The organism is Cutibacterium sp. LaCa_89, from assembly GCF_058177555.1.
Map to the genome: position 1 here is coordinate 908,293 of NZ_CP190889.1, position 25,950 is coordinate 934,242.

The 25,950-nt window shown below is 62.9% G+C and carries 23 protein-coding genes, 2 tRNA genes, 2 pseudogenes and 1 riboswitch; of the genes and pseudogenes, 21 read left to right on the forward strand and 6 right to left on the reverse strand.

Annotation, left to right across the window (positions count from 1 at the left end; translation table 11 throughout):
• Positions 1-58: 58 nt before the first annotated feature.
• From ACP8LP_RS04235 to ACP8LP_RS04285, 11 genes and pseudogenes are all read left to right on the forward strand, one after another.
• Complete coding sequence (locus ACP8LP_RS04235) at positions 59-181, forward strand: hypothetical protein (protein WP_004811737.1); 123 nt, start codon at positions 59-61, stop codon at positions 179-181.
• Positions 181-846: a nicotinate-nucleotide adenylyltransferase gene (gene nadD / locus ACP8LP_RS04240; protein ID WP_063279975.1), complete on the forward strand. Its 666-nt coding sequence runs from the start codon at positions 181-183 to the stop codon at positions 844-846. Before ACP8LP_RS04235 ends, nadD begins: the two co-directional genes overlap by 1 nt.
• The gene (gene rsfS, locus ACP8LP_RS04245; RefSeq protein ID WP_016667376.1) at positions 843-1,229 is read left to right on the forward strand and encodes a ribosome silencing factor; all 387 of its coding nucleotides are present in this window, start codon (positions 843-845) and stop codon (positions 1,227-1,229) included. Before nadD ends, rsfS begins: the two co-directional genes overlap by 4 nt.
• Positions 1,226-1,858, forward strand: a complete 633-nt coding sequence (locus ACP8LP_RS04250) for a histidine phosphatase family protein (protein WP_016667377.1) — start codon at positions 1,226-1,228, stop codon at positions 1,856-1,858. The genes rsfS and ACP8LP_RS04250 overlap by 4 nt, the downstream gene beginning before the upstream one ends.
• 433 nt (positions 1,859-2,291) lie before the next feature.
• Positions 2,292-2,525: pseudogene (locus tag ACP8LP_RS04255) on the forward strand (ATP-binding protein); the annotation flags it as partial.
• 231 nt (positions 2,526-2,756) lie between these two features.
• Positions 2,757-3,464: a DUF6803 family protein gene (locus ACP8LP_RS04260; protein ID WP_063279974.1), complete on the forward strand. Its 708-nt coding sequence runs from the start codon at positions 2,757-2,759 to the stop codon at positions 3,462-3,464.
• Between the two features lie 31 nt (positions 3,465-3,495).
• Positions 3,496-4,191, forward strand: coding sequence for a response regulator transcription factor (locus tag ACP8LP_RS04265; protein WP_016667380.1), 696 nt, complete (start codon positions 3,496-3,498; stop codon positions 4,189-4,191).
• An 83-nt stretch (positions 4,192-4,274) separates the two neighbouring features.
• Positions 4,275-5,330, forward strand: a complete 1,056-nt coding sequence (locus ACP8LP_RS04270) for a HAMP domain-containing sensor histidine kinase (RefSeq protein ID WP_063280003.1) — start codon at positions 4,275-4,277, stop codon at positions 5,328-5,330.
• A gap of 35 nt (positions 5,331-5,365) precedes the next feature.
• Entirely contained in the window at positions 5,366-6,844 is a 1,479-nt protein-coding gene (locus tag ACP8LP_RS04275; RefSeq protein WP_484483293.1) for a multicopper oxidase family protein, read from the forward strand.
• 175 nt (positions 6,845-7,019) lie between these two features.
• A complete protein-coding gene (locus ACP8LP_RS04280; RefSeq protein ID WP_016667383.1) occupies positions 7,020-7,325 on the forward strand; it encodes a hypothetical protein in 306 nt (101 codons plus the stop codon).
• A 68-nt stretch (positions 7,326-7,393) separates the two neighbouring features.
• Positions 7,394-9,730, forward strand: coding sequence for a copper-transporting P-type ATPase (locus ACP8LP_RS04285; RefSeq protein ID WP_016667384.1), 2,337 nt, complete (start codon positions 7,394-7,396; stop codon positions 9,728-9,730).
• 492 nt (positions 9,731-10,222) lie between these two features.
• Here the strand turns inward: ACP8LP_RS04285 and ACP8LP_RS04290 are convergent.
• From ACP8LP_RS04290 to ACP8LP_RS04310, 5 genes and pseudogenes are all read right to left on the reverse strand, one after another.
• Positions 10,223-10,295: transfer RNA gene (locus ACP8LP_RS04290), tRNA-Ala, on the reverse strand.
• Between the two features lie 69 nt (positions 10,296-10,364).
• Positions 10,365-10,440: transfer RNA gene (locus ACP8LP_RS04295), tRNA-Ala, on the reverse strand.
• Between the two features lie 219 nt (positions 10,441-10,659).
• Positions 10,660-11,868 carry an N-acetylmuramoyl-L-alanine amidase gene (locus tag ACP8LP_RS04300; protein WP_252908307.1) on the reverse strand — a complete coding sequence of 403 codons (1,209 nt, stop codon included), beginning with the start codon at positions 11,866-11,868 and terminating at the stop codon, positions 10,660-10,662.
• 287 nt (positions 11,869-12,155) lie between these two features.
• Positions 12,156-13,156 (reverse strand): annotated as a pseudogene (locus tag ACP8LP_RS04305) (nitronate monooxygenase).
• A gap of 168 nt (positions 13,157-13,324) precedes the next feature.
• Positions 13,325-14,269, reverse strand: a complete 945-nt coding sequence (locus ACP8LP_RS04310) for a sugar-binding transcriptional regulator (RefSeq protein WP_036976543.1) — start codon at positions 14,267-14,269, stop codon at positions 13,325-13,327.
• A 180-nt stretch (positions 14,270-14,449) separates the two neighbouring features.
• Between ACP8LP_RS04310 and ACP8LP_RS04315 the strand changes: the two genes are divergently transcribed.
• From ACP8LP_RS04315 to ACP8LP_RS04340, 6 genes are all read left to right on the forward strand, one after another.
• Positions 14,450-15,442 (forward strand): phosphotriesterase family protein, encoded by a 993-nt coding sequence (locus ACP8LP_RS04315; protein ID WP_063280038.1) that lies wholly within the window; start codon positions 14,450-14,452, stop codon positions 15,440-15,442.
• 5 nt (positions 15,443-15,447) lie between these two features.
• Positions 15,448-16,101: a 3-keto-L-gulonate-6-phosphate decarboxylase UlaD gene (locus ACP8LP_RS04320; RefSeq protein ID WP_036976545.1), complete on the forward strand. Its 654-nt coding sequence runs from the start codon at positions 15,448-15,450 to the stop codon at positions 16,099-16,101.
• A complete protein-coding gene (locus tag ACP8LP_RS04325) occupies positions 16,098-16,985 on the forward strand; it encodes an L-ribulose-5-phosphate 3-epimerase (RefSeq protein ID WP_016667391.1) in 888 nt (295 codons plus the stop codon). The genes ACP8LP_RS04320 and ACP8LP_RS04325 overlap by 4 nt, the downstream gene beginning before the upstream one ends.
• 91 nt (positions 16,986-17,076) lie before the next feature.
• On the forward strand, positions 17,077-17,745 hold the full coding sequence (locus ACP8LP_RS04330) for an L-ribulose-5-phosphate 4-epimerase (RefSeq protein ID WP_484483294.1): 669 nt from the start codon (positions 17,077-17,079) through the stop codon (positions 17,743-17,745).
• Complete coding sequence (locus ACP8LP_RS04335; RefSeq protein ID WP_016667393.1) at positions 17,742-18,692, forward strand: sugar kinase; 951 nt, start codon at positions 17,742-17,744, stop codon at positions 18,690-18,692. The genes ACP8LP_RS04330 and ACP8LP_RS04335 overlap by 4 nt, the downstream gene beginning before the upstream one ends.
• 34 nt (positions 18,693-18,726) lie before the next feature.
• Complete coding sequence (locus tag ACP8LP_RS04340) at positions 18,727-20,085, forward strand: MFS transporter (protein ID WP_063280037.1); 1,359 nt, start codon at positions 18,727-18,729, stop codon at positions 20,083-20,085.
• A 4-nt stretch (positions 20,086-20,089) separates the two neighbouring features.
• Here ACP8LP_RS04340 and ACP8LP_RS04345 read toward each other — a convergent pair whose 3' ends face one another.
• A complete protein-coding gene (locus ACP8LP_RS04345) occupies positions 20,090-21,457 on the reverse strand; it encodes a serine hydrolase domain-containing protein (protein ID WP_279186682.1) in 1,368 nt (455 codons plus the stop codon).
• A gap of 110 nt (positions 21,458-21,567) precedes the next feature.
• Positions 21,568-21,676: riboswitch (TPP riboswitch) on the forward strand.
• Between ACP8LP_RS04345 and thiM the strand changes: the two genes are divergently transcribed.
• From thiM to ACP8LP_RS04365, 4 genes are all read left to right on the forward strand, one after another.
• Positions 21,645-22,478 carry a hydroxyethylthiazole kinase gene (gene thiM / locus ACP8LP_RS04350; protein WP_252908306.1) on the forward strand — a complete coding sequence of 278 codons (834 nt, stop codon included), beginning with the start codon at positions 21,645-21,647 and terminating at the stop codon, positions 22,476-22,478. (Overlaps the previous riboswitch by 32 nt.)
• Positions 22,465-23,112, forward strand: coding sequence for a thiamine phosphate synthase (gene thiE / locus ACP8LP_RS04355; protein WP_016667397.1), 648 nt, complete (start codon positions 22,465-22,467; stop codon positions 23,110-23,112). Before thiM ends, thiE begins: the two co-directional genes overlap by 14 nt.
• 98 nt (positions 23,113-23,210) lie before the next feature.
• Complete coding sequence (locus ACP8LP_RS04360; RefSeq protein WP_016667398.1) at positions 23,211-24,179, forward strand: L-lactate dehydrogenase; 969 nt, start codon at positions 23,211-23,213, stop codon at positions 24,177-24,179.
• 41 nt (positions 24,180-24,220) lie between these two features.
• Positions 24,221-25,927, forward strand: coding sequence for an NAD-dependent malic enzyme (locus ACP8LP_RS04365; RefSeq protein WP_063280034.1), 1,707 nt, complete (start codon positions 24,221-24,223; stop codon positions 25,925-25,927).
• Positions 25,928-25,950 lie beyond the last annotated feature (23 nt).

Sequence of the window (25,950 nt, forward strand, 5' to 3'; positions counted from 1 at the left end):
GCCGTCCTTGACCGTTCAACGGTCGTTCTGGGGTGGTTGTGGGATAGGCTGAGACGCCATGAGCATGGTTCCTCTTCTCATGGAGTCCTCGGCCCTCGTCGTCGGTATCCTGACGCTGCTGGTGCTGCTGATTGCACTTGGCATCGTTCGTGGTATCGGCAAGGGTCGGCCGCATTCCTGATGCCGAGTGTTGAGCTGGGGCTGGCGCGGGTCCACAACGGACGCCGTTACCAGCTCGGGGTGATGGGCGGTACCTTCGACCCCATTCATCATGGCCACCTCGTCGCAGCCTCTGAGGTTGCGGCCAGGTTCGACCTCGACGAGGTCGTCTTCGTGCCCACTGGCGTGCCCTGGCAGAAGAAGGGACGCAAGGTTTCGCAGGCCGAGGACCGTTACCTCATGACGGTCATCGCGACGGCGTCGAACCCGTCATTCTCGGTGTCACGGGTCGACATCGATCGTCCGGGGGACACGTACACCGTCGACACCCTCAAGGATCTGCGACGAGAGCGAGGCAGTGATGTCGATCTGTTCTTCATTACCGGTGCCGACGCGCTGAGTCACATCCTCACGTGGCGTGGCGCTGAGGAACTGTTCGACCTCGCACACTTCATTGGGGTGTCGCGTCCTGGGGTGCCGCTGGGAGCCAAGGACATCTCCCATCTGCCGGCTGAGAAGGTCACTCTTCTCGAGGTGCCGGCTATGGCCATTTCGTCAACCGACTGCCGTCAGCGGGTCGGGGAGGACATGCCGATCTGGTACCTCGTGCCGGATGGCATCGTGCAGTACATCAACAAGCGCGGTCTCTATCACGACAACATCAACATCAATCCGGAGGATCATTGAGCGCCACCGAACAGGCCATCGAGCTCGCCCGTGTGGCGGCACACGCCGCCCTTGACAAGAAGGGCTTCGACATCGTCGCCCTTGACGTCTCGGAGCACCTCGCCATCACTGACATCTTCGTCATCATCTCTGCGGCCAGCGAGCGTCAGGTGTCGGCCGTGGTCGACGCCATCGACCAGACCATGCATGAGCACGAGGCTCATCGCGCCCGCCGCGAGGGAGAGCGGGAGAACCGTTGGGTGTTGCTCGACTACGTCGACATCGTGGTGCACGTACAGCATCAGGAGGAACGCGAACTGTACTCCCTGGAAAGGCTGTGGAAGGACTGCCCGGCCGTCGACCTGCAGCTGCCTGAGGAGCAGCTCGACTGGGACCAGATGTGACGACGCGGATCGTCCTGGTTCGGCACGGCGAGACCGAGTTCAACGCCGACGGACGGCTCCAGGGGCAGTTGGACATTCCGCTGTCCTCGGTGGGGATTGCCCAGGCCGAGGCCGTTGCGCCCGTCATTGCCGGGATGGATCCGGTGGCGATCGTGTCATCGCCGTTGGTGCGTGCCAGGGTGACGGCCGAGACGATCGGGCGTGCTACCGGTCTCGAGGTCGGTTTCGATGACCGGCTCAAAGAGGTCGACGTAGGTCAGTGGGCGGGGGAGACCGTGCCCGATCTACATCGCAACGACCCCCATTACACGCGCCTGATGGCCTCTGGCGAGGATTTCCGGCGCTCTGACGGCGAGACGACCGCCGAGGTTGCCGAGAGGGTGACGGCGGCGGTCAGGGATGCCGTGGACGAGCAGAAGAACCAGACGGTGTGCCTGGTGGCCCATGGATTTGCTCTGCGGGCTGCCGTGGTGTGGCTGCTTGGCGGTGGGTATCCGGAGTTCCTTCGGTTCGGTGGGCTGGGGAATTGCTCGTGGACCGTGCTGGATCGAATTGGATCCGGCGAGGCCGACCGACGCGGAATGGACGATCGGTGGAGGTTGCGGACATATAACGCGACCGTACTGTGACTTGGCGATGCTGGTGTACTGATCGGACACGTTGATTCGCGTCCGCCAAGAGACCTCGTCCCACGGGCGCTACTACAAGTTGTACTTGTGGCACTGCCTGGGAGGTCATCGTGGACATGGAACACATGCCCCGACCGGACAAGTGCCCTGCAATGTCAAGGTCGGCCCGACGCTGAGCTTCCCCTCTCGCGATTCATCAACGTCCCCAGTCAGTACAACGTGAGCAACGCTGGGCATGAGAGCGAGGATGGTGGGCTTGGTCCTGCAGCATGGCTTTCGCTTGGAATAGTCGACTTGAGCGTCATGCCTCCGGCGACTGCGATCCGGTCAGCCACACCTGGAAACTCTCGGTCAGACACTGCTTGAGTAGGCGGACATCCGGTTGGGTTGAGGTGGCCGGCCAGGCAAGCAGTCCCTCGAGCCCCACAGCGACATGGAGCTCGACCGGCGCGGCGCCGAGCTGTTGTTCCAGGTCCTTACAGAGCGGGAGGAGAAGAACGCCATCGCGATCGCGTCCAACCAGTCCTTCTCCGCCTGGACCGACACCTTCACTGACCCCAGGCCCTGTGCAGCGATCGTCGACCGCCTCACCTACAACGCCACCATCATCGAGACCGGAACCAACTCCTATCGCCTCGCCCACACGCGAGCTCGCCAGACTCTGTGAGTCGACGGGTCATGGCGTGGCCATCGAGAGCAGTGCACGGCAGAGAGGCGGCCGAACCGAGTGCCGGTCGACTTCTGGTGGGTTTCTGTGCCACTGCGGGTACTGCACAGGTCCGGGGCATCGATGGTCCGGACGGGGAGGTGGGTGACAGCCGGTGTTCGCGGTGGATCTTGATCATTTCTTCACACTGTCTTGCTCGTGGCTCGTCATGCCGCCTGGAGGCTTGTCGTCATGACGACGAATGAATCCTCATCCCTGGCTCGTGGGTCCCTCGCATTCCTGGGAATTGTCAGCGTGGCCGTGGTCGGGCTGGCCCTGGCCGTGCCCGACCTGACTGCTGGCTCGGGCATGGCTGGCATGGCGATGACCCACTACATGGAACTTCTCGCGGTGCGGCAACCGTGGAACCTGCTGTTGTTCATGGCCCTCCCGGTCATCCTGGCCGAGACCTTGGCGATCACGGAACTGGTCATGCTGCTGGGGCGCCGCAATGACCGGCCCGCAGCCCCGTGGGTGGCGAGGCTCAGTCGGGCTGCTGGCCTGCTCGCCGGTCCCGTGTGGGTCTTCATCGGGACGCACCTGATGGTCCACGCGGTGGTGCCCTTGACCATGAATGGGGGATGGCGCGGCCCGGCTGATGTCATCGCGGTCCTCAGCTACCTGGTCGGTGGCCTGCCCATGCTCGTGATCAGTCTCCTCGAGGCGGGGGTCCTGGGCCGCAGTAGTGAGAACCGTCTGCGGATGCACGTGGCGATGGTGGCGGCCTTCCTCGTGGTGGCCCACGTGGCGATGATCTTCGGGATGGTCGATCCGGCAGTCCTGGGAGGTGACACGTCGTCGAGCGTCATGACCCATGACATGGGTAGCATGTCCGGCGTGAACCACGACATGGGCAGCATGAACCACAACATGTCCCCGTCCTCGCAACCGACGAGGTGACGCCTGCCGGGTCTCGTGGTGAGATGGAGCCATGAGCGATGTGGCGCGCACTTCGGTGCTGGTGGTCGACGACGAACCGGTGCTGGCCGGCACGGTGAAGAACTACCTGGAACGGGCCGGCATGGCCGCAGACACCTGTGCAGACGGGAACGAGGCGGTTTCGCGGATCCGGGAGGAGCAGCCGGATGTCGTCATCCTCGACCTCGGCCTTCCGGGCCTCGACGGAGTGGAGGTCTGTCGCAAGGTGCGCACCTTCAGCGACTGCTACGTCCTGATGCTGACCGCGCGAGCTGACGAGGTGGACATGCTCATCGGGTTGTCCGTGGGCGCGGATGACTACCTCACCAAGCCCTTCAGCCCGCGCGAACTCGTGGCACGCGTCCAGGTGATGCTGCGTCGCCCGAGATCCACGGCTTCGGCATCCGTCGCCCGCAGGATCGGGGAACTGGTGGTGCATCCCGACTCGCGCGAAGCTCTCATGGATGGTGTGGCGGTGGACCTGACACGCACCGAGTTCGACCTGCTGAAGGCGCTGTCCGCGCATCCCGGACGTGTGTTGAGCCGGCGTCAGCTCACGGACATGGTCTGGGGCGAGGACTGGGTCGGCGACGACCATCTGGTCGATGTCCACGTGGCACACCTTCGCAAGAAGCTGGGTGAGGAGGCCGCCGATCCCCGCTACGTGCTGACTGTGCGGGGCGTGGGCTACCGGATGGGCCGAGGCTGATGGGAGGACGGCCATCAAAGTTGTGGCCCGGGTTGTCGTGGGGTCGACGGCTGGTGTGGACCCAGTTCGCCGTCCTGGTCACCATGAGCGTCACGCTGGTCCTGACCGCCCTTGAGATGGGCCCGCCGTTGTTCAAGAAGCACATGGCCGAGGCCGGGCACACCCAGCCCATGGTGCTGGACCATGCCGAGCGTGCCTTCCATGACGCCGGTGCGGCCTCCCTGGGATTGGGACTTGCCGCCGCGATGATGATCGCGGCGGTGACGTCATGGGTGCTGAACCGCAGCTTCATCCGAGGGCTGGATGCCCTGGCCGAGGGGGCTGAGAGGGTCGCGCACGGCAACTACGACGACCCCGTGCGCATGCCGCCACTGGGGCGCGAACTCGAATCCGTGGCCCATGAGTTCAACCGGATGGCGGCCCAGATCGCGGCCACGGAGGCCACCCGACGACGCATGTTGACCGATCTTGGCCATGAGCTGCGAACGCCCCTGTCCGTGACGAGGGTGACGCTTGAGAGCCTCCAGGACGGAGTCGCCGTGTATGGGCCGGAGGTTCTTGAGGTCCTCCAACGCCAGAACGAGCGCATCACGGCGCTGGCGGCCGACATCTCCGAGGTCTCCAGGGCAGAGGAGGGGCGGATCCCCTTGGAACTACGGCTGACCCGCATCGATGACCTGGTGGAATCGGCGGTCACCTCGTGTGCGAAAGCCTGTGCCGAGGCAGGTATCCAGCTGGTGACCCGTGGCAACTGCCCCGTGGAGGTGGATGTCGACCCTGCACGCATCGGCCAGGTCCTGGACAACCTGCTGCGCAACGCCGTCCAGCACACGCCGCGCGGGGGTGAGGTATGTGTGACGAGCTGGTCTGACACGGACTCGGTGTCCATCCAGGTCAGCGACACCGGCGCAGGCATACCCGCCGGTGAGGTGTCCCACGTTTTCGAACGCTTCTTCCACCAAGGATCACGCAGGGTCCGTGACGTCGACGGCGGAACCGGAGTCGGCCTGACCATCGCCAGAGCCGTCGCCCGGGCACATGGGGGCGACGTGCTGGCGGCCAGTCCGGGGGTGGGCTGCGGTGCGTCGTTCACCCTGGTGCTGCCACGAAGTCTTGATCGAATCTCCACACTTCCCTGACCCGGTCACAATGCGGGGCGGGAAGAGTCGTGGGCATGAACACGATCACTCGCCGACAGGCCTTGCTCGCCGGCCTCGGCCTGGCATCCACCAGCGCCCTGGCTGCATGCGGCGCCAAGCAGCCCTCCCCGGCCAGCACCACCCCGGCCACATGGGCCATCCCGACCCAGACACCACTCGCCACCCCGGCCGGGGCGACGACCGTCACCCACATCCTGACCCCGCGCCCTGTCACCTTGGACCTGGGCGGTGTCCTGGCCAAGACCTGGGCCTACACCGACGAACTCGACGGGAACGTCCTGCGCGGCAAGGCGGGCGACCTGTTCCGGGTCACGGTCGACAACCAGCTCCCCACAGCCACCTCGGTGCACTGGCACGGCATTGCCCTGCGCAACGCCTCCGACGGTGTGCCTGGTGTCACTCAGGACCCCATCGCCGCCAAGAGTGCCTTCACCTACGAGTTCGTCGCACCCCATGCCGGAACCTACTTCTTCCATCCCCACAGCGGAGTCCAGATCGACCGGGGGCTGTACGCTCCCCTCGTGCTGGACGACCCACGCGATCCGGGCGACCACGACGCGGAATGGGTCCTGGTCCTGGATGACTGGACCGATGGGGTTGGCAAGTCACCGGATGCGATCTTCGCCGACTTCAAGGCCAACAGCGGCCCCCTGTCCCAAGGAATGAACCACGACATGGGAGGCATGGACCACGGCAGTTCCCCCTTGGGTGATGCCGGAGACGTGAGCTACCCGCACTACGTCGTCAACGGCCGGATCCCGGCCGCACCGCGCACCCTCACGGCACGCCCCGGGGACAAGGTCCGGCTACGGCTCATCAATGCCGGAGCCGACACGATCTTCAAGGTCGGCCTGTCCGGGCACCGATTCACCATCACCCACGCCGACGGTTTCGCCGTGCAGCCGGTCGAGGCGACGGCCATCTACCTCGCCATGGGAGAAAGGATCGACGCCACCGTCACCGTCGGCGACGGCGTCTTCGTGCTGCAGGCCGCCCCCGAGGGCAAGACCGGTACTCCCGCCCGCGCCATCGTCAAGACCGGCGCCGGCAGCATTCCGCCGGCCACCACCCGAATCCCCGAACTCGGAGGAAAGGCTGTCCTGGGCACCGCCCTGCGCGCCGCCGACGCAGCCAAGCTGCCCGACAAGGAACCGGAGCAGACCCTCGAGGTCCAGCTCAACGGCCAGATGAAGCCCTACGCCTGGGGCATCAACGGCAAGAAGTTCGGTGAGGACACACCCCTGTCGATCAGCCCGGGACAGCGGGTCCGGATGCGGATGACGAACATGACGATGATGGCCCACCCGATGCACATCCACGGCCACACTTGGTCCCTGCCGGGCAGCAACGGACTGCGCAAGGACACCGTGCTGCTGCTGCCCATGCAGACCATCGAGGCCGACCTGCAGGCCGACAACCCCGGAGCCTGGATGCTGCACTGCCACAACATCTACCACGCCGAGATCGGCATGATGACCAGCCTGCGCTACTGACCCCAGCCCACGCCGATGCGGTTCCCGCGTCACCCCGGGAACCGCACCGCCGCATGCCCGCACATGCCTCCGACGTCTTGGTCAAACCTTCATCATTTGCCCCGGTCCAGCTTCATGGACGCTCGACAGTCTGGATGGTGACGGCAGCCAGCCACACACGACGAAGGAGACCACCATGTACACAAGCCCCACCCAGCTCAACCGCAGTGACAGCGACGCTCCCGGCCCCGCCGCCGACCCGGTACTCGAGCCCGTGCAGCACCGGCACGATCCGAAGATGACAGGCCACGGCAAGAGCCACCACTGGATGCACCTGCTGATGTGTGCCCCGATGCTGCTCATCGTGGCCGGATACCTGTGGACAGGTCGTGCCAGCCTCTCCGCAGGCGGCGTCATGGCCGCCGCCATCCCCGCCCTCGGCTGCGTAGTAATAATGTGGCTCATGATGCGGATGATGAACCACGGGGCCGATCACCACTGAGCCAAGAACCTCGCACCACGCGCCCACCAGCACCACAGAGCACCACCACTCAACGGACGAAGAAGACCATGACCAGCCCTACCCCACCCGACAAGCCCATCACGGCTGAAGGGGACTCCTTCACCTGCCCCATGCACCCCGAGGTCACCAGTGACCACCCTGGCCGCTGCCCCAAGTGCGGCATGTTCCTCCAACCGGACGGACAGCCCCCCGCGCCAGCAGCACACCAGCACACCCACCCCGGGCAGCCTGCTGCCCACCAACAGCACGGCGGGCAAAGCGCCCCGCCGCCACAGGCCGACACCGGCCCACGCGATGGCGAATGGACCTGCCCCATGCACCCCGAGATCCGGCAGGATGGGCCGGGCGAGTGCCCGATCTGTGGCATGGCGCTCGAACCGGTCTCGGTGGGCGTCCACGACGGACCCAACCCAGAGCTGGCAGACATGCGCCGCCGTCTCCGCGTGGCAGCCGTGCTCAGCCTGCCCCTGGTGGTGCTGGCGATGGTCCCGGCCCTGGCCGTCGGGGCATGGGTGCCCTGGGTCGAACTCGCGCTGTCCACCCCCGTGGTGTGGTGGGCCGGGTGGCCATTCTTCGCACGTGGCGCCCGATCAGTGGCCAGCCGGCACCTCAACATGTTCACCCTCGTCAGCCTCGGTGCGGGTGCCGCGTGGTTCTACAGTGTGGTCGCCGTCCTGGCCCCGGGGATCTTCCCGGCCATCATGCGTGATGACGGTGGCCGGGTCGGCGTCTACTTCGAGGCCGCCGCCGTGATCATCACCCTGGTGCTGCTGGGGCAGGTACTCGAACTGCGGGCACGCGACCAGACCTCGGGTGCCATCCGCGCCCTGCTGGACCTGTCGCCAGCCACCGCGCACCGCATCAACTCCGACGGAGAAGAAGAGGAAGTGCCATCCGCGGACCTGCAGGTCGGCGACCATTGCCGGGTCCGCCCCGGTGAGAAGATCCCAGCAGACGGCATCGTGGTTGACGGCCACGCCTACGTCGACGAATCCATGATCACCGGCGAGCCGGTACCTGTTGACAAGAACCCCGGCGACCGTGTGATCGGCGGCACCATCACCAGCGGCGGCAGCCTGGTCATCGAGGCCACCGGCCTGGGCGCCGACTCGACCCTGGCCCGCATCGTCGACCTCGTGTCCCAGGCGCAACGTTCCCAAGCCCCCATCCAAGGGCTCGTCGACAAGATCTCCGCTGTGTTCGTGCCGGTCGTGATCGGCATCGCACTGATCACCTTCGCCGTCTGGGCCACGGTCGGGCCACAGCCCCGGCTACCGTTCGCGATCGTTGCTGCAGTGTCCGTGCTCATCATCGCCTGCCCTTGCGCGCTTGGCCTTGCCACACCCATGTCCATCATGGTCGGGGTTGGTCGCGGAGCCCGCGATGGCGTCCTGGTCAAGAACGCCGAAGCACTCGAACGACTGCAGAAGATCGACACCCTGGTGGTCGACAAGACCGGGACCCTGACCCAGGGCCATCCCAGCCTCGTCGACCAGAAGGTCGTCGCCGGCCACCACGCCGAGATCGTGCTGGCCATGGCGGCCGCTGTCGAGTCCGGGTCCGAACATGCCTTGGCCCGCGCGATCGTCGACGCGGCGCGAGAACGCGACGTCACCGTACCGACCGCCACTGCATTCACCGCCCGCCCGGGTGGCGGCGTCCAAGCATTGGTCGACGGTCACCAGGTCATGGTCGGCAGCCCTGCCTTCCTCACGACCCAGCATGCCGACACGACCCCCCTGACCGACGACATCGACGCCTTCCGTCGCCAAGGAGCCACTGCCGTCATCGTGACTGTCGATGGTCAGCCTGCAAGCATCCTGGCCATCGCCGACCCACTCAAGCCCACCACCGCCCAGGCCATCGACGACCTACGTCACCGTGGCATGCGGATCGTGATGCTGACCGGGGACAACGCCACCACCGCCCACGCCATCGCCGACGAGCTCCACATCGACGAGGTGATCGCGGACGTGCTTCCGGATCAGAAGCATGGGCACGTCCAGCGGTTCCAGGAGCAAGGTCACACGGTCGCGATGGCCGGTGACGGCGTCAACGACGCCCCTGCCCTGGCCGGGGCGGACGTTGGCGTCGCCATGGGCACCGGGACCGACGTCGCCATCGAGAGCGCAGACGTGACCCTCCTCGGCGGCGACCTCGCAGCCCTGGTCAAGGCCCGCGACCTGTCCGTCGACACTATGCGCAACATCAAGCAGAACCTGCTGTTCGCATTCATCTACAACGTCATCGGCATTCCGATCGCCGCGGGAGTGCTCTACCCCGCCTTCGGCTGGCTGTTGTCCCCGATGATCGCCGCAGCCGCCATGGCCCTCAGTTCGGTGAGCGTCATCACCAACTCCCTGCGCCTGCGCCGACACCACTGACATGAACTGCCCCCCATAAGCTGCCCGGAGTTCACTCTGGGTTGGCTTCTCGCACCCAACCGGGGCCCAGCCAGACCGACAACCCGGGGCCAAATGAAGTTGACATAGCCAGCCCTGCTCGCAGCGGGACCATCCGGACCGCCGCCGCTTTCTCGTCCGGGGCGTAGCGCCGTATCTGCGGTTTCCCGGGAACCTGCCACTTCGACATGTGCTCGTCCCCGTTTCTAGACCGATGCCTGAACAGGCTTGGATCAGCTCACCGAAGTCCTCGACGACCTCCACCAACAATTGCGAATCAGCCGAACGCCGCATCCTCAACCGCACACTGTTCACCCACATCACCGTCGACGACGAAGAGAACGCCCCACATATCCGCCGAGGCCACCGTCAGCGTCCTCGCCCATACGAGCATCGACGCCCCGGCGCACGTCACCGCAGAAACAAAACTGCCCCACCATCAGGCGGGGCAAGCTTCGATGTTCTTATTTTACGTGGAGCATAGGGGATTCGAACCCCTGACCTCTTCCATGCCATGGAAGCGCGCTACCAACTGCGCCAATGCCCCGCGGGCGACCTCGTCAGGCCTTCGACACGATCCTCCGCTGCGGCGTCCACCACGCCGGAACATCGTGTCTGGTGGAGCATAGGGGATTCGAACCCCTGACCTCTTCCATGCCATGGAAGCGCGCTACCAACTGCGCCAATGCCCCGAAAACAACTCCTCAGGAGGGTCATCCTCTTCGTTCACCCGACCGCCCGGGCGACCAGGCAAACGTTACCGGATCCCACCCATCCTCACCAAATCGGACCAAGGCAGGCCAGTACCTGCGTATGGGTATCGACACACACTCATGCGCAACGCACCCTCACTGCCCCAAGCAGCCGTCCATCACCGCGTCCGTCCCTCTGCGCGACTCCTACCGCCGACGTCAGCTCTGCACGTCTGTGGCTTTCAGGTAGCCCTGACGGTGTCCCAGGAAGACACATACGTACCGGTCCTTTCCGGTCACATTGACGTGGTCCTTGGGCGGCGGGGCGTCGAACGTCGTGGACCGGTAATAGTCTGTCGCAGGCTGAGAGTCGATGACGACATAGCGCTGACCAGGCTCCAACACGTACGGCAACGCAGCCTCGGGCTGCACCCAGGTGCCGTCCGGATAGGCAGAGGCTTCCGGGTACGCCCGGCCATAACCTGACGTGCGCGAAATCACGGTGATCGTTCGCGCTCCCGGGACAACTCGTGCCACCGGCTGTCGAGCGGGATTGTGGAACCACGCCTTAGCTCCCAGGTACCAGACGGCGACCCACTCGTCGTTCTTCCCTCCAACCTCTGCGACGACATACTCCGCACCCGTGTTCAGCCGGGCGCCGACGTCGGCAGGTTCTGTTGTTGCCGGCTCCGGGCTGATACCGGCATCAACAACCGTCGGGGCATCCGACGACGGGGCTTGCCTCGCCGTCACAAAGTTCACTCCTCTGACGACCTGGCCGTTGTAGGCCTGCGTGTTCATTTCGAAATCAGGCATAATCCTCACGACGTCGCCGCGCTTGGGTCTGGTGCTCACCGTGCCCTCGGTGAGTGGGCGGCCCAACAGCTCAAAGTATCGAGCCCAGTTCCAGAAGGCGCCCGGATCCCAGTGCATCCCCTTGATGTGCTCGGTGTCAATGCCAGGAACCTCGTCATGGCCAATGACGCGACCACGCGTCAGCGGGATCTCATATTTATCGCACAGATAGCGGACTAGCGCTGCACTCGAGCGGTACATCGCGTCCGTATACCAGGATTCTCCCTCGAGAGCCTTACCCTCATGTTCGAGTCCGAGGGCGTGCATGTTGTAGTACCAGTTCCCGGAGTGCCAGCCGATGTCCTTGGGATCGAGGTGTTGCGCAACGTGACCGTCAGAAGATCTCAACGTGTAGTTCCATGCGAGGTAGTTCGGCTTCTCCACGAGTTTGATGGTGTTGTCGTAGGTCTCCTCGGTGTCGTGGATGACGATTCTCGTCAGCGAAGGCGCAGAGGGGCGGCGCGCAAGGTCGTGATTTCCGTACTTCACCGGATCAGATCCGTACTGCTGATACGGGGCAGGTACCCACTCGATGTGGAGGCTGTCCGGCCCGTCAATCGGTGGCCCGGACACCTTATGCTCAGGTAACGCTGTTCGGCTGATAAGCGGGCCAAAGATGGCCATGGCAGTAAACGAACGGCGGCTCATGTCAATCATCGGAATCGTCCTCTCGCCCGGTAAAGATGCTTGTGAACCCACACAAGTACACCACATATGGGGGTCACATCACGGAGGATCACCGCGCAGGAGCGTTACACCCATGCCGGTTAGGTGAGTTGCTCATCGTCGGGGAGTGGGTAGAGCGTGCGGATGATGTTGGCGGCTGGGCCGGTGGGTGCGTTGCGGTAGCCGGTCCCGGCTCAGAGGTGGACCCGGTGGGCGTCGCTGGCTTGGGTGGCAGCTTGTCGCAGTGGACGGGTGAGGTGGTGCACGGCGGGGTATGCGTGGGATGCGGTGGCGTGGTGTTGGGTGATGAAGTCGTTAGTGAGGGCGCGGGCCGGTCGTCCGGTGAACGCGTGGGTGATGGTGGTGTCGTCGAGGGCGGGGTCGGCCAGTGCTGCCCGGTGGATGGCTGAGGTTCCGGCTTCGTCGGTGCGGAGCAGAAGGGTCCCTACCGCAACCGCGATGGCGCCTGCATCGAGTGCTGCTCGTACCGCTTCAGCGTCATCGATGCCGCCGGCGGCGATCACTGGCAAGGGGCTGACCTTGCGCACGCGGCAGACGAGAGTGGGGAGGTCTTCCGGTTGTGGTGTCCGCGTGGGGTCGAAGGTGGCGCTGTGTCCACCGGCTGCGGGGCCTTGGATGATGAGCCCGTCGGCACCGTGTTCGGTTGCGGCGACGGCTTCGTCGGGGGTCGTGACGGTGATCAGTGCCTGTGTGCTGTGCTCGTGGAGGGTGGTGATGATGCCGCGGGGTGGTAGGCCGAAGGTGAAGGACACCACGGGGACGGGATGTGTGGTCAGGAGTGCGATCTTGTCATCCCAGTGGTCGTCATCGGAGATGGGGCAGGGGTCGAGTTGCAGGCCGTAGTGTTCGGCTTCCGGGGTAAGTTCATCGGCATAGGCAGACAAGGCAGCCGGGTCGACGGTGGCGTTGCTCGGCACGAAGATGTTGACGCCGAAGGGAACGTTCTTGGCCTGAAGCTGCTGGATTTCTGCGTGGAGGGCTTCGGCGGTTTGTAGCCGCCGGCGAGAAATGGGAAGCCGCCTGCTTCGGCGACCGCCAGGGCAAGCGCGACAGTGGTGGGTCCACCTGCCATGGGTGCAGCAACGATCGGCCGGGGAGTGGGAATGAGGATAGTCACGAGCGTTTCCTTCCCCTGAGGGGATTCATGCGGTCTCGTGCTGGGGTCGGGTTGCATTGAAGCAAGCAAGTCCAACGATACGAGCAGTGCCAAGTGGATGAGGGCGGCTGCCGGCCTCGGCGACGAGGGGTGCGCCGTCGTTGGTGAGGAAGATGGGGACGTTGTTGATCTCGCGGAGTTCTTGGCAGGTGGGTATTCTGCTTTGCGGGTCCGGTCATACCAACCTCAGCCACGACGATCGAGCACAGCCTTCGCAGTTGCGATGTCGGTTACCAGATCCGTTACCAGATCGCCTCGAAGGATCGCAGCCAAAGCCGGGGCCTTTTCGGCTCCGAAAGCGCTGACGATGACGTGGGTGATTGATGGGATTCGGTCGATCGGTATCGTCATCAACCCTTGGCAGAAGTCCGCATCGACGTGACGGCCCTGAGCATCGATGTGGTGCCCACAGATGTGGCCGACCGCTCCCCGCGACAACAACTCGGCATGAGCCCGTTCGGGCATCACATGATCGAAAATCGGTGCCACCGAATTCACCCCGACCGCGCCCACCCCTGTTACCAAGATGTCGGCGTGGGAGGCCATTGCGATCGTCATTCCAATGGATTTCTCTGCCTTTAAAGCCGCTGCTACTTGCGGATTCGATACCAACACTGGCGCGGGCATCACTCGGTAAGCGCAGCCAAGTCGCTCCGCCAGTTGGCGACACAGTTCGGGGGAGTCAAGGAGTAGATTCCCCCGCGCTGTCCCCCCAATTGCCTGGACCACTGTCGCTTCAGGGTGACGTGTCGGGGTCATGGCGCGCACCACCGAAGCTACTCCACGCCCATTCGACAGCGCGATGACCGAGTCCGGGTGCATATATGTAGTCACGAGATCGGAAGCCATCCGTGATACCTCGTGAGCCGCAGAGTCGTCATCCGACATGGCTACGCGCGCGCACGCTAACCCGAAGGTGCGAGTCAGGTCCTGTTCCAACTCAATTGCTCGTTGTAACGGGTGCTGCACGGTAAACGTGATGATTCCGCGGCGCCGCGCTTCATCGAGCAGGCGTGACACCATTGATCGGGAGTAGCCGATCTCAGCGGCGATCTCGGCCTGAGTTGCTTGTTCCAACCAGTATCGCTTTGCCACGGTCAGTAAGGTCTGGATGTGTTCGCGGTCAGTCATATGAATCTCACAAATGTGAATCTTTGTAATCATAGCCCCGCTGAAACGCGGTGTTGAACCATCGTACTGGCGTTTTAGCGCTTAGTGAATTCACATATGTGAGCTCATGGCCTTGCGAAGGATGTCGGGCTGACGGCTGAATGGTTCTCGTCACACAGTCGTGAGAGAGGAATCACCCCAATGGCCGTCGTTCGTACCATCACTGGCGACGTTTCACCCGACACGCTTGGTGTCGTCAATGCCCACGACCACCTCATCCGTGTTGGCGCCGGTGAGGTCTACATCGATCCTGACCATCTGCTCGACGACGTCGACAAGGCAGCTCAGGAGGCCACCTACTTCGTCGAAGCTTCCAGGAGCTGGGCCGACGGCGCCACGATCGTCGACATGTGCCCCGCATCCTCGGGTCGCGGTGTGCTCAAGACCCTTGAAGTTGTTGAGAAGGTCCCAGGCCTCCAGGTCGTCCAGGCCACCGGATTTCACCAGCAGAAGGTCTACCTGGAATGGCGTCAGAGCTGGGTCAACCAGTACACCGTCAACCAGATTGCCGATCTGCTCATCGCCGACATCGTCGAGGGCATCGACCGCTTCGACTACATGGGCCCCATCGTCGAACGTACCGGGGCCAGAGCCGGCGTCATAAAGTGGGCGACCGCTTACGGCAAAATTACCGAGTGGGAACAGAAATCCGGCAAGGCGGTGGCTATCGCATCTAAGGAGACCGGATGCCCTATTAACACCCATGTGACGGCCGGAACCTGCGGCCCCGAGCAGGCTCGCTACCTCGTCAACCAGGGCGTCGATCCCGCCAAAATTGCAATCGGCCACATGCAGCGTAACTGGGATCCGTGGGTCCACGAGCAGATCTGCAAGCTCGGCTGCTACGTTGAACTCGACGGCACCAACCGTATCAAGTACGTGCCCGACAACACCCGCGTCAACCTCATCAAGACCCTTGGTGAGAAAGGCTACGGCAAGCAGATCCTCCTGGGCACTGATTCCGGTAAAGCCTCGTACCAGAAGGTCTACGGTTCGGTCTCGGGCATTGACTACGATCCGGCCGTCTTCTGCCCGCGTCTGGTTGAGGATGAGGGCTTTGACCGCAGCTACGTCGATGACCTGCTCATCAACAACGCCGCGACCTTCCTTGGCTTCGAGCCCCTGGCCGGGTGACGACGATGACACGACTCCAAGTTGCTCTTGATACCTACGACCTGCCGTCGGCCCTCGCCCCGCTGGCCCAAGTGTCCAACGAGGTTGACGTCATCGAGTGTGGCACCATCCTGGTTCTAGCCGAGGGCATGGATGCGGTGCGTGCCGTTCGGGCGGTCTACCCTGGGAAGGCTATTCTTGCCGACGTTCGCATAGCCGAAGCCGGGGCCAAGATCGCCCGGCTGTGCTTCGAAGCCGGAGCTGACCTCGTCTCCTGTGTCGCCGGGGCATCTCTGACCACCATCGATCAAGTGTGCAAGGTGGCAGAGGAATTCGGTGGCGAAGTTCAGGTCGAGCTCGCCGACGAGTGGTACGACGCTGATCGTGCCCGCCGCTGGCGTGAATTGGGTGTCCAGCACGTCATCGTCAAGCGTTCCCGCGACCGTGAGGCCGCCGGAGACCTCTCCTGGAAGCCCGAGGACCTCGGGCGGGTCGACGAACTCGCTGAGATGGGATTCACGGTCACCGTCACTGGAGGCATCACTCCCAAGGACCTCCCGGTTTTTGCTGAGCATCCAGTCGGCATTGTCATCGCTGGTCGTTCAATCGTCGCCGCCGACGACCCAAGGGCTGCGGCACAGCAGCTACGCTCCACGCTTGACGAGGTGTGGCCGAGATGACTGAGTCGCTGTCGGACGGGGTGGCGCTCGGCATTTACGAGAAAGCTCTTGTTGGCAACCAGCTTGAGACTGCGGACGACTGGCGTCGCTTCTTTACCCAGGTGCCTGAGACCGGCTTCGGTTTCGTTGACCTATCGGTCGACGAAACCGAGGGAAGGGCCGCACGGCTTGAGTGGGGTCAGGACCGCCGTCGTATGGTGCGTCGTTGTGCCGAGGAAACAGAGACCACGATCGGTGGTATCTGCTTGTCAGTGCATAGGCGCATTGGCCCTGGTAGCGCCGACCCCGCGGTGCGTCAACGTGCCCGTGACGTGCTAGCCGAAGGGTTGCACCTTTGCCACGATCTCGGAGCGTCCGTGCTTCAGGTGGCTGGGTACTACTGTTACTACGAGCAGATGAACGATCAGTCTGAGCAGTGGTACACCGATCTTCTGATCGACGCCGTCCCGATGGCTGCCCGTCTCGGCGTCGTGATGGGTATCGAAAACGTTGACGGCACCGACGTCACCTCGATCCGCAAGGCCATGGAGTTCGTCAAGCTCGCTCACTCTCCTTACCTGCAGGTCTACCCCGACATCGGAAACATTGCCGAGCAGCAGCTCGATGCCACGATCGAACTCGAGGCTGGGCGCGGCCACATGGTTGCGATCCACGTGAAGGATGTCCGGCCCGGCGAGCCTCGGCGGGTACCGATGGGAGAGGGGACCGTCGACTGGGACGATGCCTTCGCCATCCTTGCCAAGCAGGGTTGGCGCGGCCGAATGATGATCGAGATGTGGAACGACGATGCCCCCGATTCCAGTGATCGCAGTGTGTCGGCGCGTGAGTTCATCGAGGAACGCCTTCGAACCGCCGGAATCCCGGTTCGTAGGACCCTCGCTTGATTCGAGATCGGTCGGCCCAGCCTGAATCTCGGGCCGACCGACACCAAACCTCCAAAAAATTTCTATACCGCTGTTCAAAGGAGAACGTTCGATGCTCGAAGAGCTCAAGAAAGACGTTTGCGAAGGCAATCTCGACCTGCCCCGACACGGCCTGGTGACCTGGACCTCGGGCAATTTGTCTGCCCGGGACCCCGGGACCGGCTTGGTGATCATCAAGCCTTCCGGGATGCTATACGACGACATGACCCCTGACGACATGGTTGTCGTCGACCTTGACGGAAAGGTTGTCGAGGGAGATCGTGGACCATCTTCGGACACCGCTTCGCACCTGTACGTCTATCGTCGCCATGACGACATCCGCAGCATCATCCACACTCACTCCACTTTCGCCACCGCCTGGGCTGCCACGGGCCAGGACATACCCTGCGCCATGACCGCCGTCGCTGATGAGTTCGGTGGACGAGTCCCGTGCGGAGATTACGCCCAGATTGGCACTGAGCAGATAGGTGAGCAAATTGTACGGTTCATCGATGAGTCCCCAGCCGTACTACTCAAGAAACACGGTGTCTTCACTGTCGGCACTTCCATTGAGAAGGCTGTCAAGGCAGCCGTTATGGTCGAGGACGTCGCCAGGACCTTGACCTTTGCCAAGCTCATCGGCGAGACCTCCCCGCTCCCGCAGTCGGAGATCGACTCCAACCACGACCGATACACCAACCGCTACGGCACCCCAGCTGCGTCCCAGGGAGTGACGGCATGACTTACGACATCTCAACTATCGGTGAGGGACAGATCCGGCTCACCTGCTACAAGGGCGAGCGTCTCGTTAATGCCCAGCAGCTACGGGCCACCGCTGCCTGCTCCGAAGCCAACGTCGCAGGCTTGTTGTCCCAGCTCGGTCGCGACACCTGCTGGACATCTGTTATGCCACAGGGCGATCTCACCGACCGGGTTGTCAACGAGTTTCGTAGTGTCGGTGTCGATGTCTCCCACATCTGTATCAAGCCTGAGGGGCGCGTCGCACTGTACTTCATGGAGCCTGGTGAGTACCCGATGCCAGCACGTGTACTTTACGATCGCGAGCACACCCCTTTTCGTGACGTCCGTGTCGAGGATCTCGATTGGGAGGCCATGCTCGACACGAAATTGGTTTTCGTGACTGGCATCACAGCTGCTCTGACCGAGAACACGGCTGTTGTGGTGAGCCATTTTGTCGAGGAGGCCCACCGTCGTGGAATAGCCGTCGCACTTGACGTCAATTATCGTTCCCTGCTGTGGGAGCCGAGGCGAGCTCGAGAGGTGCTCGAGCCCATTGCTCGCATATCGGATATCGTCTTTTGTTCAGTGCGTGATGGCAGGGCGGTATTTGGAATAGAATCTGACGGAGAACAGGCATGCCACGATCTGCGCGAATTGTTCGGAGCTTCGACGGTCGTGTCCACTGACCAGATCAATGGTGTCTATCTATCCGACGACGAGCGCGGCGACCGCACCTTCCCAGTGGTTCAGGTTCCTGTCGTCGACCGTCCAGGTGCAGGAGACTCCTTCGTTGCAGGAACATTGCACGGGTATCTTGCAGGTGACGTGGTCCAGGGAATCTATTACGGGCAGCGGACATCTGCTTACGCCCTGACTCATTATGGAGACCTTACTCGTGTGAGTCCCAGTGAGCTCAATATTCCTTCGAACACAGACATTCTGCGTTGACAATAGTCGCGGTGCAGGTAGGAGATATAATTACATGTCCACCTCTACAACATCCAAGAAATCAGCATTAGATCTTATAGATTCGCGCCCTTTGACGCGCAATCAGAAGAATCTTGTCGCCCTTGCTATCATCGGAAACATTTCCGAGTTCTTTGACATCTTTCTCATTGGTTTCGTTGTATCCGCCCTCACTAAACCATGGAACCTGACCGGCACTGAGGCGGGCGTCATCCTCGCCTGTTCTGGCTTGGGTACGGTTATCGGTGCCATTATGTGGGGACGTCTGGCAGACAAAATCGGACGCCGTTCGTCATTTTTCTGGTGCGTCCTCATGTTCGTTACATTCACCGTCCTATCAGTGTTCACCCCAGATCATGGCTGGGTTATGCTCGCCATATTGCGTATTGGTGTGGGGATCGGTGTTGGCGGCCTCAATATCACCTCGATTCCGTATGTTCAAGAGTTTGTGCCAGCTAAACAGCGTGGACTTCTTGCTGGATTGGCGTCGGTATTCATACCTCTCGGTCTATTTCTGGGGTCATTCGCGCAAAATGTCTTGGGTGATAATTGGCGTGCCCTCATCGCACTGGGTGCGATTCCCGTCTTCCTGCTTGTGTGGATTCGCTTTGTCCCCGAGTCGCCAAGATTCTTACAGAGTCATGGACGGGAAAATGAAGCTCGTGAGGCTTTGGCGTGGGCGTTGGAGATGCCGGCTGACGACATTGGAGATCTGCCGCCCGTAGAGCACGTCCGAGACGCTTCGTACTCACTTGTCTTCGGCAAGTACCGCAAGAGCCTCCTTATTGTCAGCCTAGGGTCCTTCTGCTTCATTCTGGGGTCATTCACGATTCAGTCGTGGGGTCAGACCCTCCTCAAGACCGGCTTCGGCAAGTCTGCAGAGCAAGTTGGAATCCTGTTTATGTTCGTCTCTCTGGCCGATCTCATCGGGCGCTTCCTGTCAGCATGGCTGGCCGACCGCATCGGTCGGAGGATCACGATGCTGTCATTCGGTCTGGTAGGTGCCGCCGGAACTCTGATCATCGCGCTTTCGGCTCATCTGGGTTGGGGCTGGCAGGTCTTCTTTGCCGGCGTCCTTGTTGCGATGGCCTTCGGCGACGGCGCCTTCGGTATTCTGAACGCCTTCGGCGCCGAGCAATTTCCCAATGAGGCTCGCTCCACCGGTCTCGGACTCGGTTACGGCATCGGTGCGACTGCCAAGGTCATCGGTCCGGCGCTCATGGGACTCATGGTGGGCGGATCTGCGGTCAAACAGAATGTCACCTTGGACGCGGTCTTCCCGGCGTTCATCCTGTTCACCGGGCTGCTCGTCATCGGCGGTGTGACATACATGTTCGCCCGCGAAACTCGCGGCACCTCACTCGACACGATCTGACCTATCAAACGATCCTGACGTCGAGGGCCTGTACCTGACTCAACGGGTTAACCGAAGCCGTGACCTGACGGGTAGCCAGGGGGCCCTCGACACGCCAGATCCAGCGATACGGCGTCATCTCGACGACGTCGATCGTGGCATCCGCGGATTCCCCGGTGGCCTTGACCACGTCCTCGAAATCCTTGCGGCGCTGATCCAACGGACGATCCATGTCCATCGTCGGGCTCCACTCCTGAGCCACCAGATCGTCCGACCAGTTGCGAATGATCTTCTCGACGTCGTCGAGATGCTGCCGGACTTGGGGATTCATCGGCGAAGGATGGACGGCATCACAGGCCTTGCGATCCTTGGCCGCGGAGGGCAGCAGCAGGTCGCCCACCCCGGGAACAACGGTGTCGAGGGCCGTGGAGGTTACGCGGATGGCCGGGTGATACGTCTGATTCGCCAGCACCACGACGCCGACCCCGGAGGACGGATGCCACATCATCGTCGATCCATACCCTGGATACCCGCCACAGTGGTAGACGATGTGTTCCTTCCCCGTGACAGCGACGTGCAGGCCATATCCGTACCCTTCGGTGACTGGGCCGTACGTCGTGAAATACCGCTGCATTTGCTGCATGTCGCGAAAGACCTGGTCCCAACCATGGTCCTCGCTGGTCCACGCGGTGATGAAATGGCTCACCCAGATCCCGACATCCTTGGCGGTGCAGATGAGGCCGCCGATGGGGGAGAAGGTTCCGGAGCCAAGCAAGGGCTGGACGCTGCCATCTCTGCCGAGGCCTGGGGCGAGCTTTCCCTCGGGTACTTGCGTGACGTCGAGGAAGGATTCGGTCATCCCCAACCGACGGATGACGTCTTCCTCGACGACGTCGATGAATGGCCGCTCGGTCGCCAACTCGACGACGCGGCCCAGGATCGCGTAACCGAGGTTGGAATAGGCGTACCCCGTCCCCGTCGCGAAGTTCGTGATGAAGGGTTTACCCAACAGCGCCTCGAACTCCTCGCGTGCCATGGCCTGCTGACGGTCGGCCCACGGATCGTCCGGTGGTAGACCGGTAGACATGGACAACGCGTCACGAATCGTTGCGTTGGCGATGGGCTCCTGAAGCTGCGGAATCCACCTGCCGAGGGTGTCGTCGAGAGCGGGCCGTCGAGAAGCCACGTCGATCAGCCCGTGACAGATCCCAAGGACGCTGGCAGCGGTGAACGACTTCGACATCGACGCGATGCTGTAGACGCGATCGTCGGTGTCGTTACAGCGCACCTCACTGTCGTCAACGGTTGCCCAGGACAACGAGGTTCCACTCCCGGCGGCTTCTGACGACGCAGCATTGAGAACGTCGACGACAGGGCTAAGACGGGGATTCATGGCGGCATTGTGTCACTTGAGACGTGGGTTGGTAGAGCGGATTCGGACACCGCTGGCCCTAGAAGACAGGAGTGCGGCGTTGCCAGCGCGCATCGTGGCAGTAGATTGGACCACAACAACGCGGGAGCCCACCACAAGGGCTGAGAGGGTGTCGTGATGGCACCGACCGTCTGAACCTGTCCGGGTAATGCCGGCGAAGGAAGTGGTTGACATGACTGAATTGTCGAATCTGGTGTCGGAGTCTGTGGAGCGGCTGCGTCGGGACAAGCCGCTGGTGCAGTGCTTGACGAACATCGTGGTTGCCAATTTCACCGCGAATGTGTTGTTGGCTGCGGGGGCGGTTCCCGCTATGGTCGATAACCCCTCAGAATCTGAAGGGTTCGCCTCGGTGGCTGACGGCGTGCTAGTCAATGTTGGTACCCCGTACCGGGAGACCGCTGAGGCCATGGTTGTTGCCGCGCGTGGCGCCGCAGGTAGTGACACGCCGTGGGTGCTCGACCCGGTGGGGGTCGGGATGCCATGGCGTACCCAGGTCGCGCTGGACGCGTTGCACGTCGGCGCTCCAGCCGTCATCCGGGCGAATGCCTCCGAGGTATTGACCTTGGCTGGAACGGGAGCGTCTTCCCGAGGCCCGGAGGCCGGAGATACCGTCGAGGATGCCTTGAGATCCGCCGCTGAGCTCGTGCGCACATACGGCACCGTGGTCGCCATTAGTGGTCCCGTCGATCACATCGTGGACGCTCGCCGGCACGTAACCGTGTCATCGGGGCATGAATGGATGGCGCGAGTGACCGGGGTCGGATGCTCACTAGGGGCTCTGACAGCAGCCTTCGCAGGCGTCCAGAAGGATCACCTCATTGCCGCTACATCCGCAACCGCCATGCTGTGCGTAGCTGCCGAACGAGCAGCAGATCGCAGTGTGGGCCCGGGCGGATTCGCTCAAGCTCTCATCGACGAGCTGTTCCTGGTGTCACCCGACGAAGTCGGCGCGAGAGGAGGGCTTCGCGATGTCACGGCCTGACTTCGATCTTTCGGTGTACCTCGTCACAGACACCGCCCAATGTGGCGGCCCAGACAGGGTCGTCGAGACCGTGCGGCGTGCTATCGCCGGCGGGGTGACTCTGGTCCAATTCCGCGACCACGACCTGCCCGACGACGAATTCGTCACCTTGGGACGGCGGGTGAAGGATGCGTGCAGTGGAGTACCCCTTATCATCGACGACCGGGTGCATCTGGTCGCCGACATCGGAGCCGACGGCGCCCATGTCGGGCAGTCCGACATGCCGGTCGCCCAAGTTCGAGAGATTCTCGGGGACGATCTGCTAATTGGCTTATCCGCGCAGACCTCCGCCCATGTGGAGGCTGCGCTGTCTCATGGCCGTGACGTCGTCGATTACTTGGGTGTTGGGGCTTTGCATGGCACGGGGACTAAACCTGAAGCAGGCGAGCTCGGCCTAGCCGCGATACGCGAAGTCGTCGACGTCAGCCCGTGGCCGGTGTGCATCATTGGCGGCGTCGCTGCCTCTGACGCTCAGGATATAGCCCGGGTGGGTTGCGACGGCCTCAGCGTAGTCTCGGCAATTTGTCGAAGCGCCGATCCCGAGTCCAGTGCTCGGGAACTCGCACAGGCGTGGCGCCGCGCGAAGGGGAGGTGACGTCAGGGCGTGCACAAGCGCCCAGTGCTACTGGCATCTTGTTCAGATGAGCGGCCCTGGTGCGCATGGTACATAATCAGGCACGAGGGCACCCTAAGATGAGCGCCATGAGCACTTCTGACGTCACTCGTCGCGCCTCCAAGATCTCCGTCGTCGGGGCCGGTTCGGTTGGTTCCTCGCTGGCCTACGCCTGCCTCATCCGCGGATCGGCCGACCTCGTTGCCCTATACGACATTGCCAAGGACAAGGTCGAGGCCGAGGTAGCGGACCTCGCCCATGGCACTCAGTTCACCCCCGCCTCAGTGATGGGTGGCGCTGATGTCCACGACACTGCCGACTCTGATGTCGTCTTCATCACTGCCGGGGCCCGTCAGAAGCCGGGCCAGACCCGTCTGGACCTTGCCGGCGTCAATGCCAATATTTTGCGTTCCCTCATGCCGCAGCTGGTCGAGCAGTCCCCGAACGCCCTGTTCGTGCTCGTCACCAACCCCTGTGACGTCCTGACCGTTGTTGCCCAGCAGGCCACCGGGTTGCCGGCTAACCGCGTCTTCTCGACCGGTACCATGCTCGACACCTCGCGGCTGCGCTGGCTCATCCGTCAGTGGGCCAACGTCGAGCAGCGCCATGTACACGTGACCATCGTCGGCGAGCACGGCGACTCGGAGTTCCCGCTGTGGTCGACCGCCAACATCTCCGGTGTGCCGATCCACGACTGGACAGTCGAGGGTGAGCGCGTCTTCACCGAGGACGTGCTGGCTGATCTGGCTCACGAGGCCGCCTTCGCCGCGTACAAGATCATCGAGGGCAAGGGTGCGACGAACTACGCCATCGGTCTGACGGGTGCTCGTCTTGCCGAGTCCCTGCTGCGTCCGGGCCGTTCCGTCCTGCCGCTGTCCAGCGTCATCGAGGATGTCCACGGAGTCTCCGGGGTAGCCCTGTCCATGCCGTGCATCGTCTCGCGTGACGGCATCGAAGGAGTGGTCCCGGTCTCCATGAGCGCAGCGGAAATTGCCTCCCTTGAGGCTTCCGCGGAACGCTTGCGTGACACTTTGTCATCCATCTCGTGACCTGCTGAACATCTGTGCTGACGACCTTCTAGGCTGGGGGTATGTCAGTTCCTTTTCAGTATGCACAGGACAGTGACGGAGAACTTCTCAAGATTGCGGCTCGCGGCCAGGAGGTGTTGACGAACCCCCTGGCCAACCGAGGCACGGCTTTCACCCTCGAGGAGCGCAAGACCCTTGGTCTCACGGGCCTGTTGCCGTCGGGAGTCATGACGATGACCGACCAGCTCAAGCGGGTTTACGCCCAGTACTCGGCGCAGCCGGACGACCTGGCGAAGTACCTGTACCTCAACCACATGCACGACCGTAATGAGGTGCTGTACTTCCGCCTCATCGCCGAGCACATCGAGGAGATGCTGCCCATCGTCTACACCCCGACGATCGGCAAGGCGATTGAGGAATACAACCACTGGTACGACCGTCCGCGCGGTATTTACCTGTCCATCGACGACCCGGAGGACATGGAGCAGGCCCTGGGGCAGTTGGGCCATGGCCCTGACGATGTCGACCTCATCGTGGCCACCGATGCAGAGGGCATCCTTGGCATCGGTGACCAGGGTGTCGGTGGCGTGGCGATCACCGTCGGGAAACTGGCGGTGTACACCGCGGCAGCCGGAATCCACCCGCACCGTGTCCTACCCGTCATCCTCGACGTCGGCACCGACAACATGGAACGCCTCAATGACGACGGCTACCTCGGTGTGCGTCACCCTCGTGTGCGCGGAGAACGCTATGACGCCTTCGTCCAACAGTACGTCGAGACGGCCCACCGGATGTTCCCGCACGCCCTGCTGCACTGGGAGGACTTCGCGGCCGGTAACGCCACCCGAATCCTCAACAAGTACCGGGACGACTACTGCACCTTCAACGACGACATCCAGGGCACCGCGGCCGTGGTCGTCGCCGCCGTGTTGAGTGCCGTCAAGGCGTCCGGCACCCCGCTGAGCAAGCACCGTATCGTCATTCACGGCGCTGGTTCAGCTGGCACCGGCATCGCGAATCTCCTGGTACAGCTCATGGTCAGCCAGGGCCTGGACGAGGAAACTGCGCGTTCCCACTTCTGGGGATTGGGATCCCGGGGTCTGCTGCGGGACGGTCTGCGGCTGCGTGACTTCCAGCAGCCCTTCGCTCGCAGCAAGGAGGAGCTGGAAGGGTGGACCACTGACGCCCCCGACCAGTACACGTTGAGTGACGTCGTGCGTAACGTCCATCCGACGATCCTCATCGGTTGCTCCGCCCAGACGGGGGCCTTCACCGAGGAGATCGTCAAAACGATGTCGGCCCACTGTGATCGTCCGGTGATCATGCCGCTGTCGAACCCGACCCGTAAGGCCGAGGCACTGCCTTCCGACATTCTCAAGTGGACTGAAGGACGCGCCCTGGTGGCCACCGGTTCGCCGTTCAAGCCGGTCATGGTCAACGGTGTGACGTATCAGATCGCTCAGGCCAACAACGCCCTGGTCTTCCCGGGCATCGGTTTGGGAGCCATCGCAGTGCGGGCGTCCCGCGTCACCAAGGGCATGATCGCGGCTGCTGCCGAGGCGGTCGCCATGCACGTCGACAACCGGGTGATGGGAGCCTCGCTGCTGCCGTCCATTAAGACCCTGAGACCGCTGTCGGCGTCGGTGGCCATTGCCGTTGCCCAACAGGCGATGGAGGAAGGTGTGGCGACCGAGGCCACCGATAACCCGGTTGAGAAGGTGTTCTCGGCGATGTGGCAGCCGCGGTACCCACGCGTCGAGGTCATCTGAGCGACGACGCAGACTGATGACAG

Bases quoted from the DNA above. Each gene is read 5' to 3' on its own strand.
- ACP8LP_RS04340 (WP_063280037.1), top strand. From the start codon at position 18,727: ATGTCCACCTCTACAACATCCAAGAAATCAGCATTAGATCTTATAGAT.
- thiM (WP_252908306.1), top strand. From the start codon at position 21,645: ATGCCGGCGAAGGAAGTGGTTGACATGACTGAATTGTCGAATCTGGTG.
- ACP8LP_RS04285 (WP_016667384.1), top strand. From the start codon at position 7,394: ATGACCAGCCCTACCCCACCCGACAAGCCCATCACGGCTGAAGGGGAC.
- ACP8LP_RS04310 (WP_036976543.1), bottom strand. From the start codon at position 14,269: ATGACTGACCGCGAACACATCCAGACCTTACTGACCGTGGCAAAGCGA.
- ACP8LP_RS04345 (WP_279186682.1), bottom strand. From the start codon at position 21,457: ATGAATCCCCGTCTTAGCCCTGTCGTCGACGTTCTCAATGCTGCGTCG.
- ACP8LP_RS04325 (WP_016667391.1), top strand. From the start codon at position 16,098: ATGACTGAGTCGCTGTCGGACGGGGTGGCGCTCGGCATTTACGAGAAA.
- ACP8LP_RS04365 (WP_063280034.1), top strand. From the start codon at position 24,221: ATGTCAGTTCCTTTTCAGTATGCACAGGACAGTGACGGAGAACTTCTC.
- ACP8LP_RS04320 (WP_036976545.1), top strand. From the start codon at position 15,448: ATGACACGACTCCAAGTTGCTCTTGATACCTACGACCTGCCGTCGGCC.
- ACP8LP_RS04330 (WP_484483294.1), top strand. From the start codon at position 17,077: ATGCTCGAAGAGCTCAAGAAAGACGTTTGCGAAGGCAATCTCGACCTG.
- ACP8LP_RS04315 (WP_063280038.1), top strand. From the start codon at position 14,450: ATGGCCGTCGTTCGTACCATCACTGGCGACGTTTCACCCGACACGCTT.
- nadD (WP_063279975.1), top strand. From the start codon at position 181: ATGCCGAGTGTTGAGCTGGGGCTGGCGCGGGTCCACAACGGACGCCGT.
- ACP8LP_RS04280 (WP_016667383.1), top strand. From the start codon at position 7,020: ATGTACACAAGCCCCACCCAGCTCAACCGCAGTGACAGCGACGCTCCC.
- thiE (WP_016667397.1), top strand. From the start codon at position 22,465: ATGTCACGGCCTGACTTCGATCTTTCGGTGTACCTCGTCACAGACACC.
- ACP8LP_RS04360 (WP_016667398.1), top strand. From the start codon at position 23,211: ATGAGCGCCATGAGCACTTCTGACGTCACTCGTCGCGCCTCCAAGATC.
- ACP8LP_RS04335 (WP_016667393.1), top strand. From the start codon at position 17,742: ATGACTTACGACATCTCAACTATCGGTGAGGGACAGATCCGGCTCACC.
- ACP8LP_RS04260 (WP_063279974.1), top strand. From the start codon at position 2,757: ATGACGACGAATGAATCCTCATCCCTGGCTCGTGGGTCCCTCGCATTC.
- ACP8LP_RS04265 (WP_016667380.1), top strand. From the start codon at position 3,496: ATGAGCGATGTGGCGCGCACTTCGGTGCTGGTGGTCGACGACGAACCG.
- ACP8LP_RS04270 (WP_063280003.1), top strand. From the start codon at position 4,275: ATGAGCGTCACGCTGGTCCTGACCGCCCTTGAGATGGGCCCGCCGTTG.
- ACP8LP_RS04275 (WP_484483293.1), top strand. From the start codon at position 5,366: ATGAACACGATCACTCGCCGACAGGCCTTGCTCGCCGGCCTCGGCCTG.
- ACP8LP_RS04235 (WP_004811737.1), top strand. From the start codon at position 59: ATGAGCATGGTTCCTCTTCTCATGGAGTCCTCGGCCCTCGTCGTCGGT.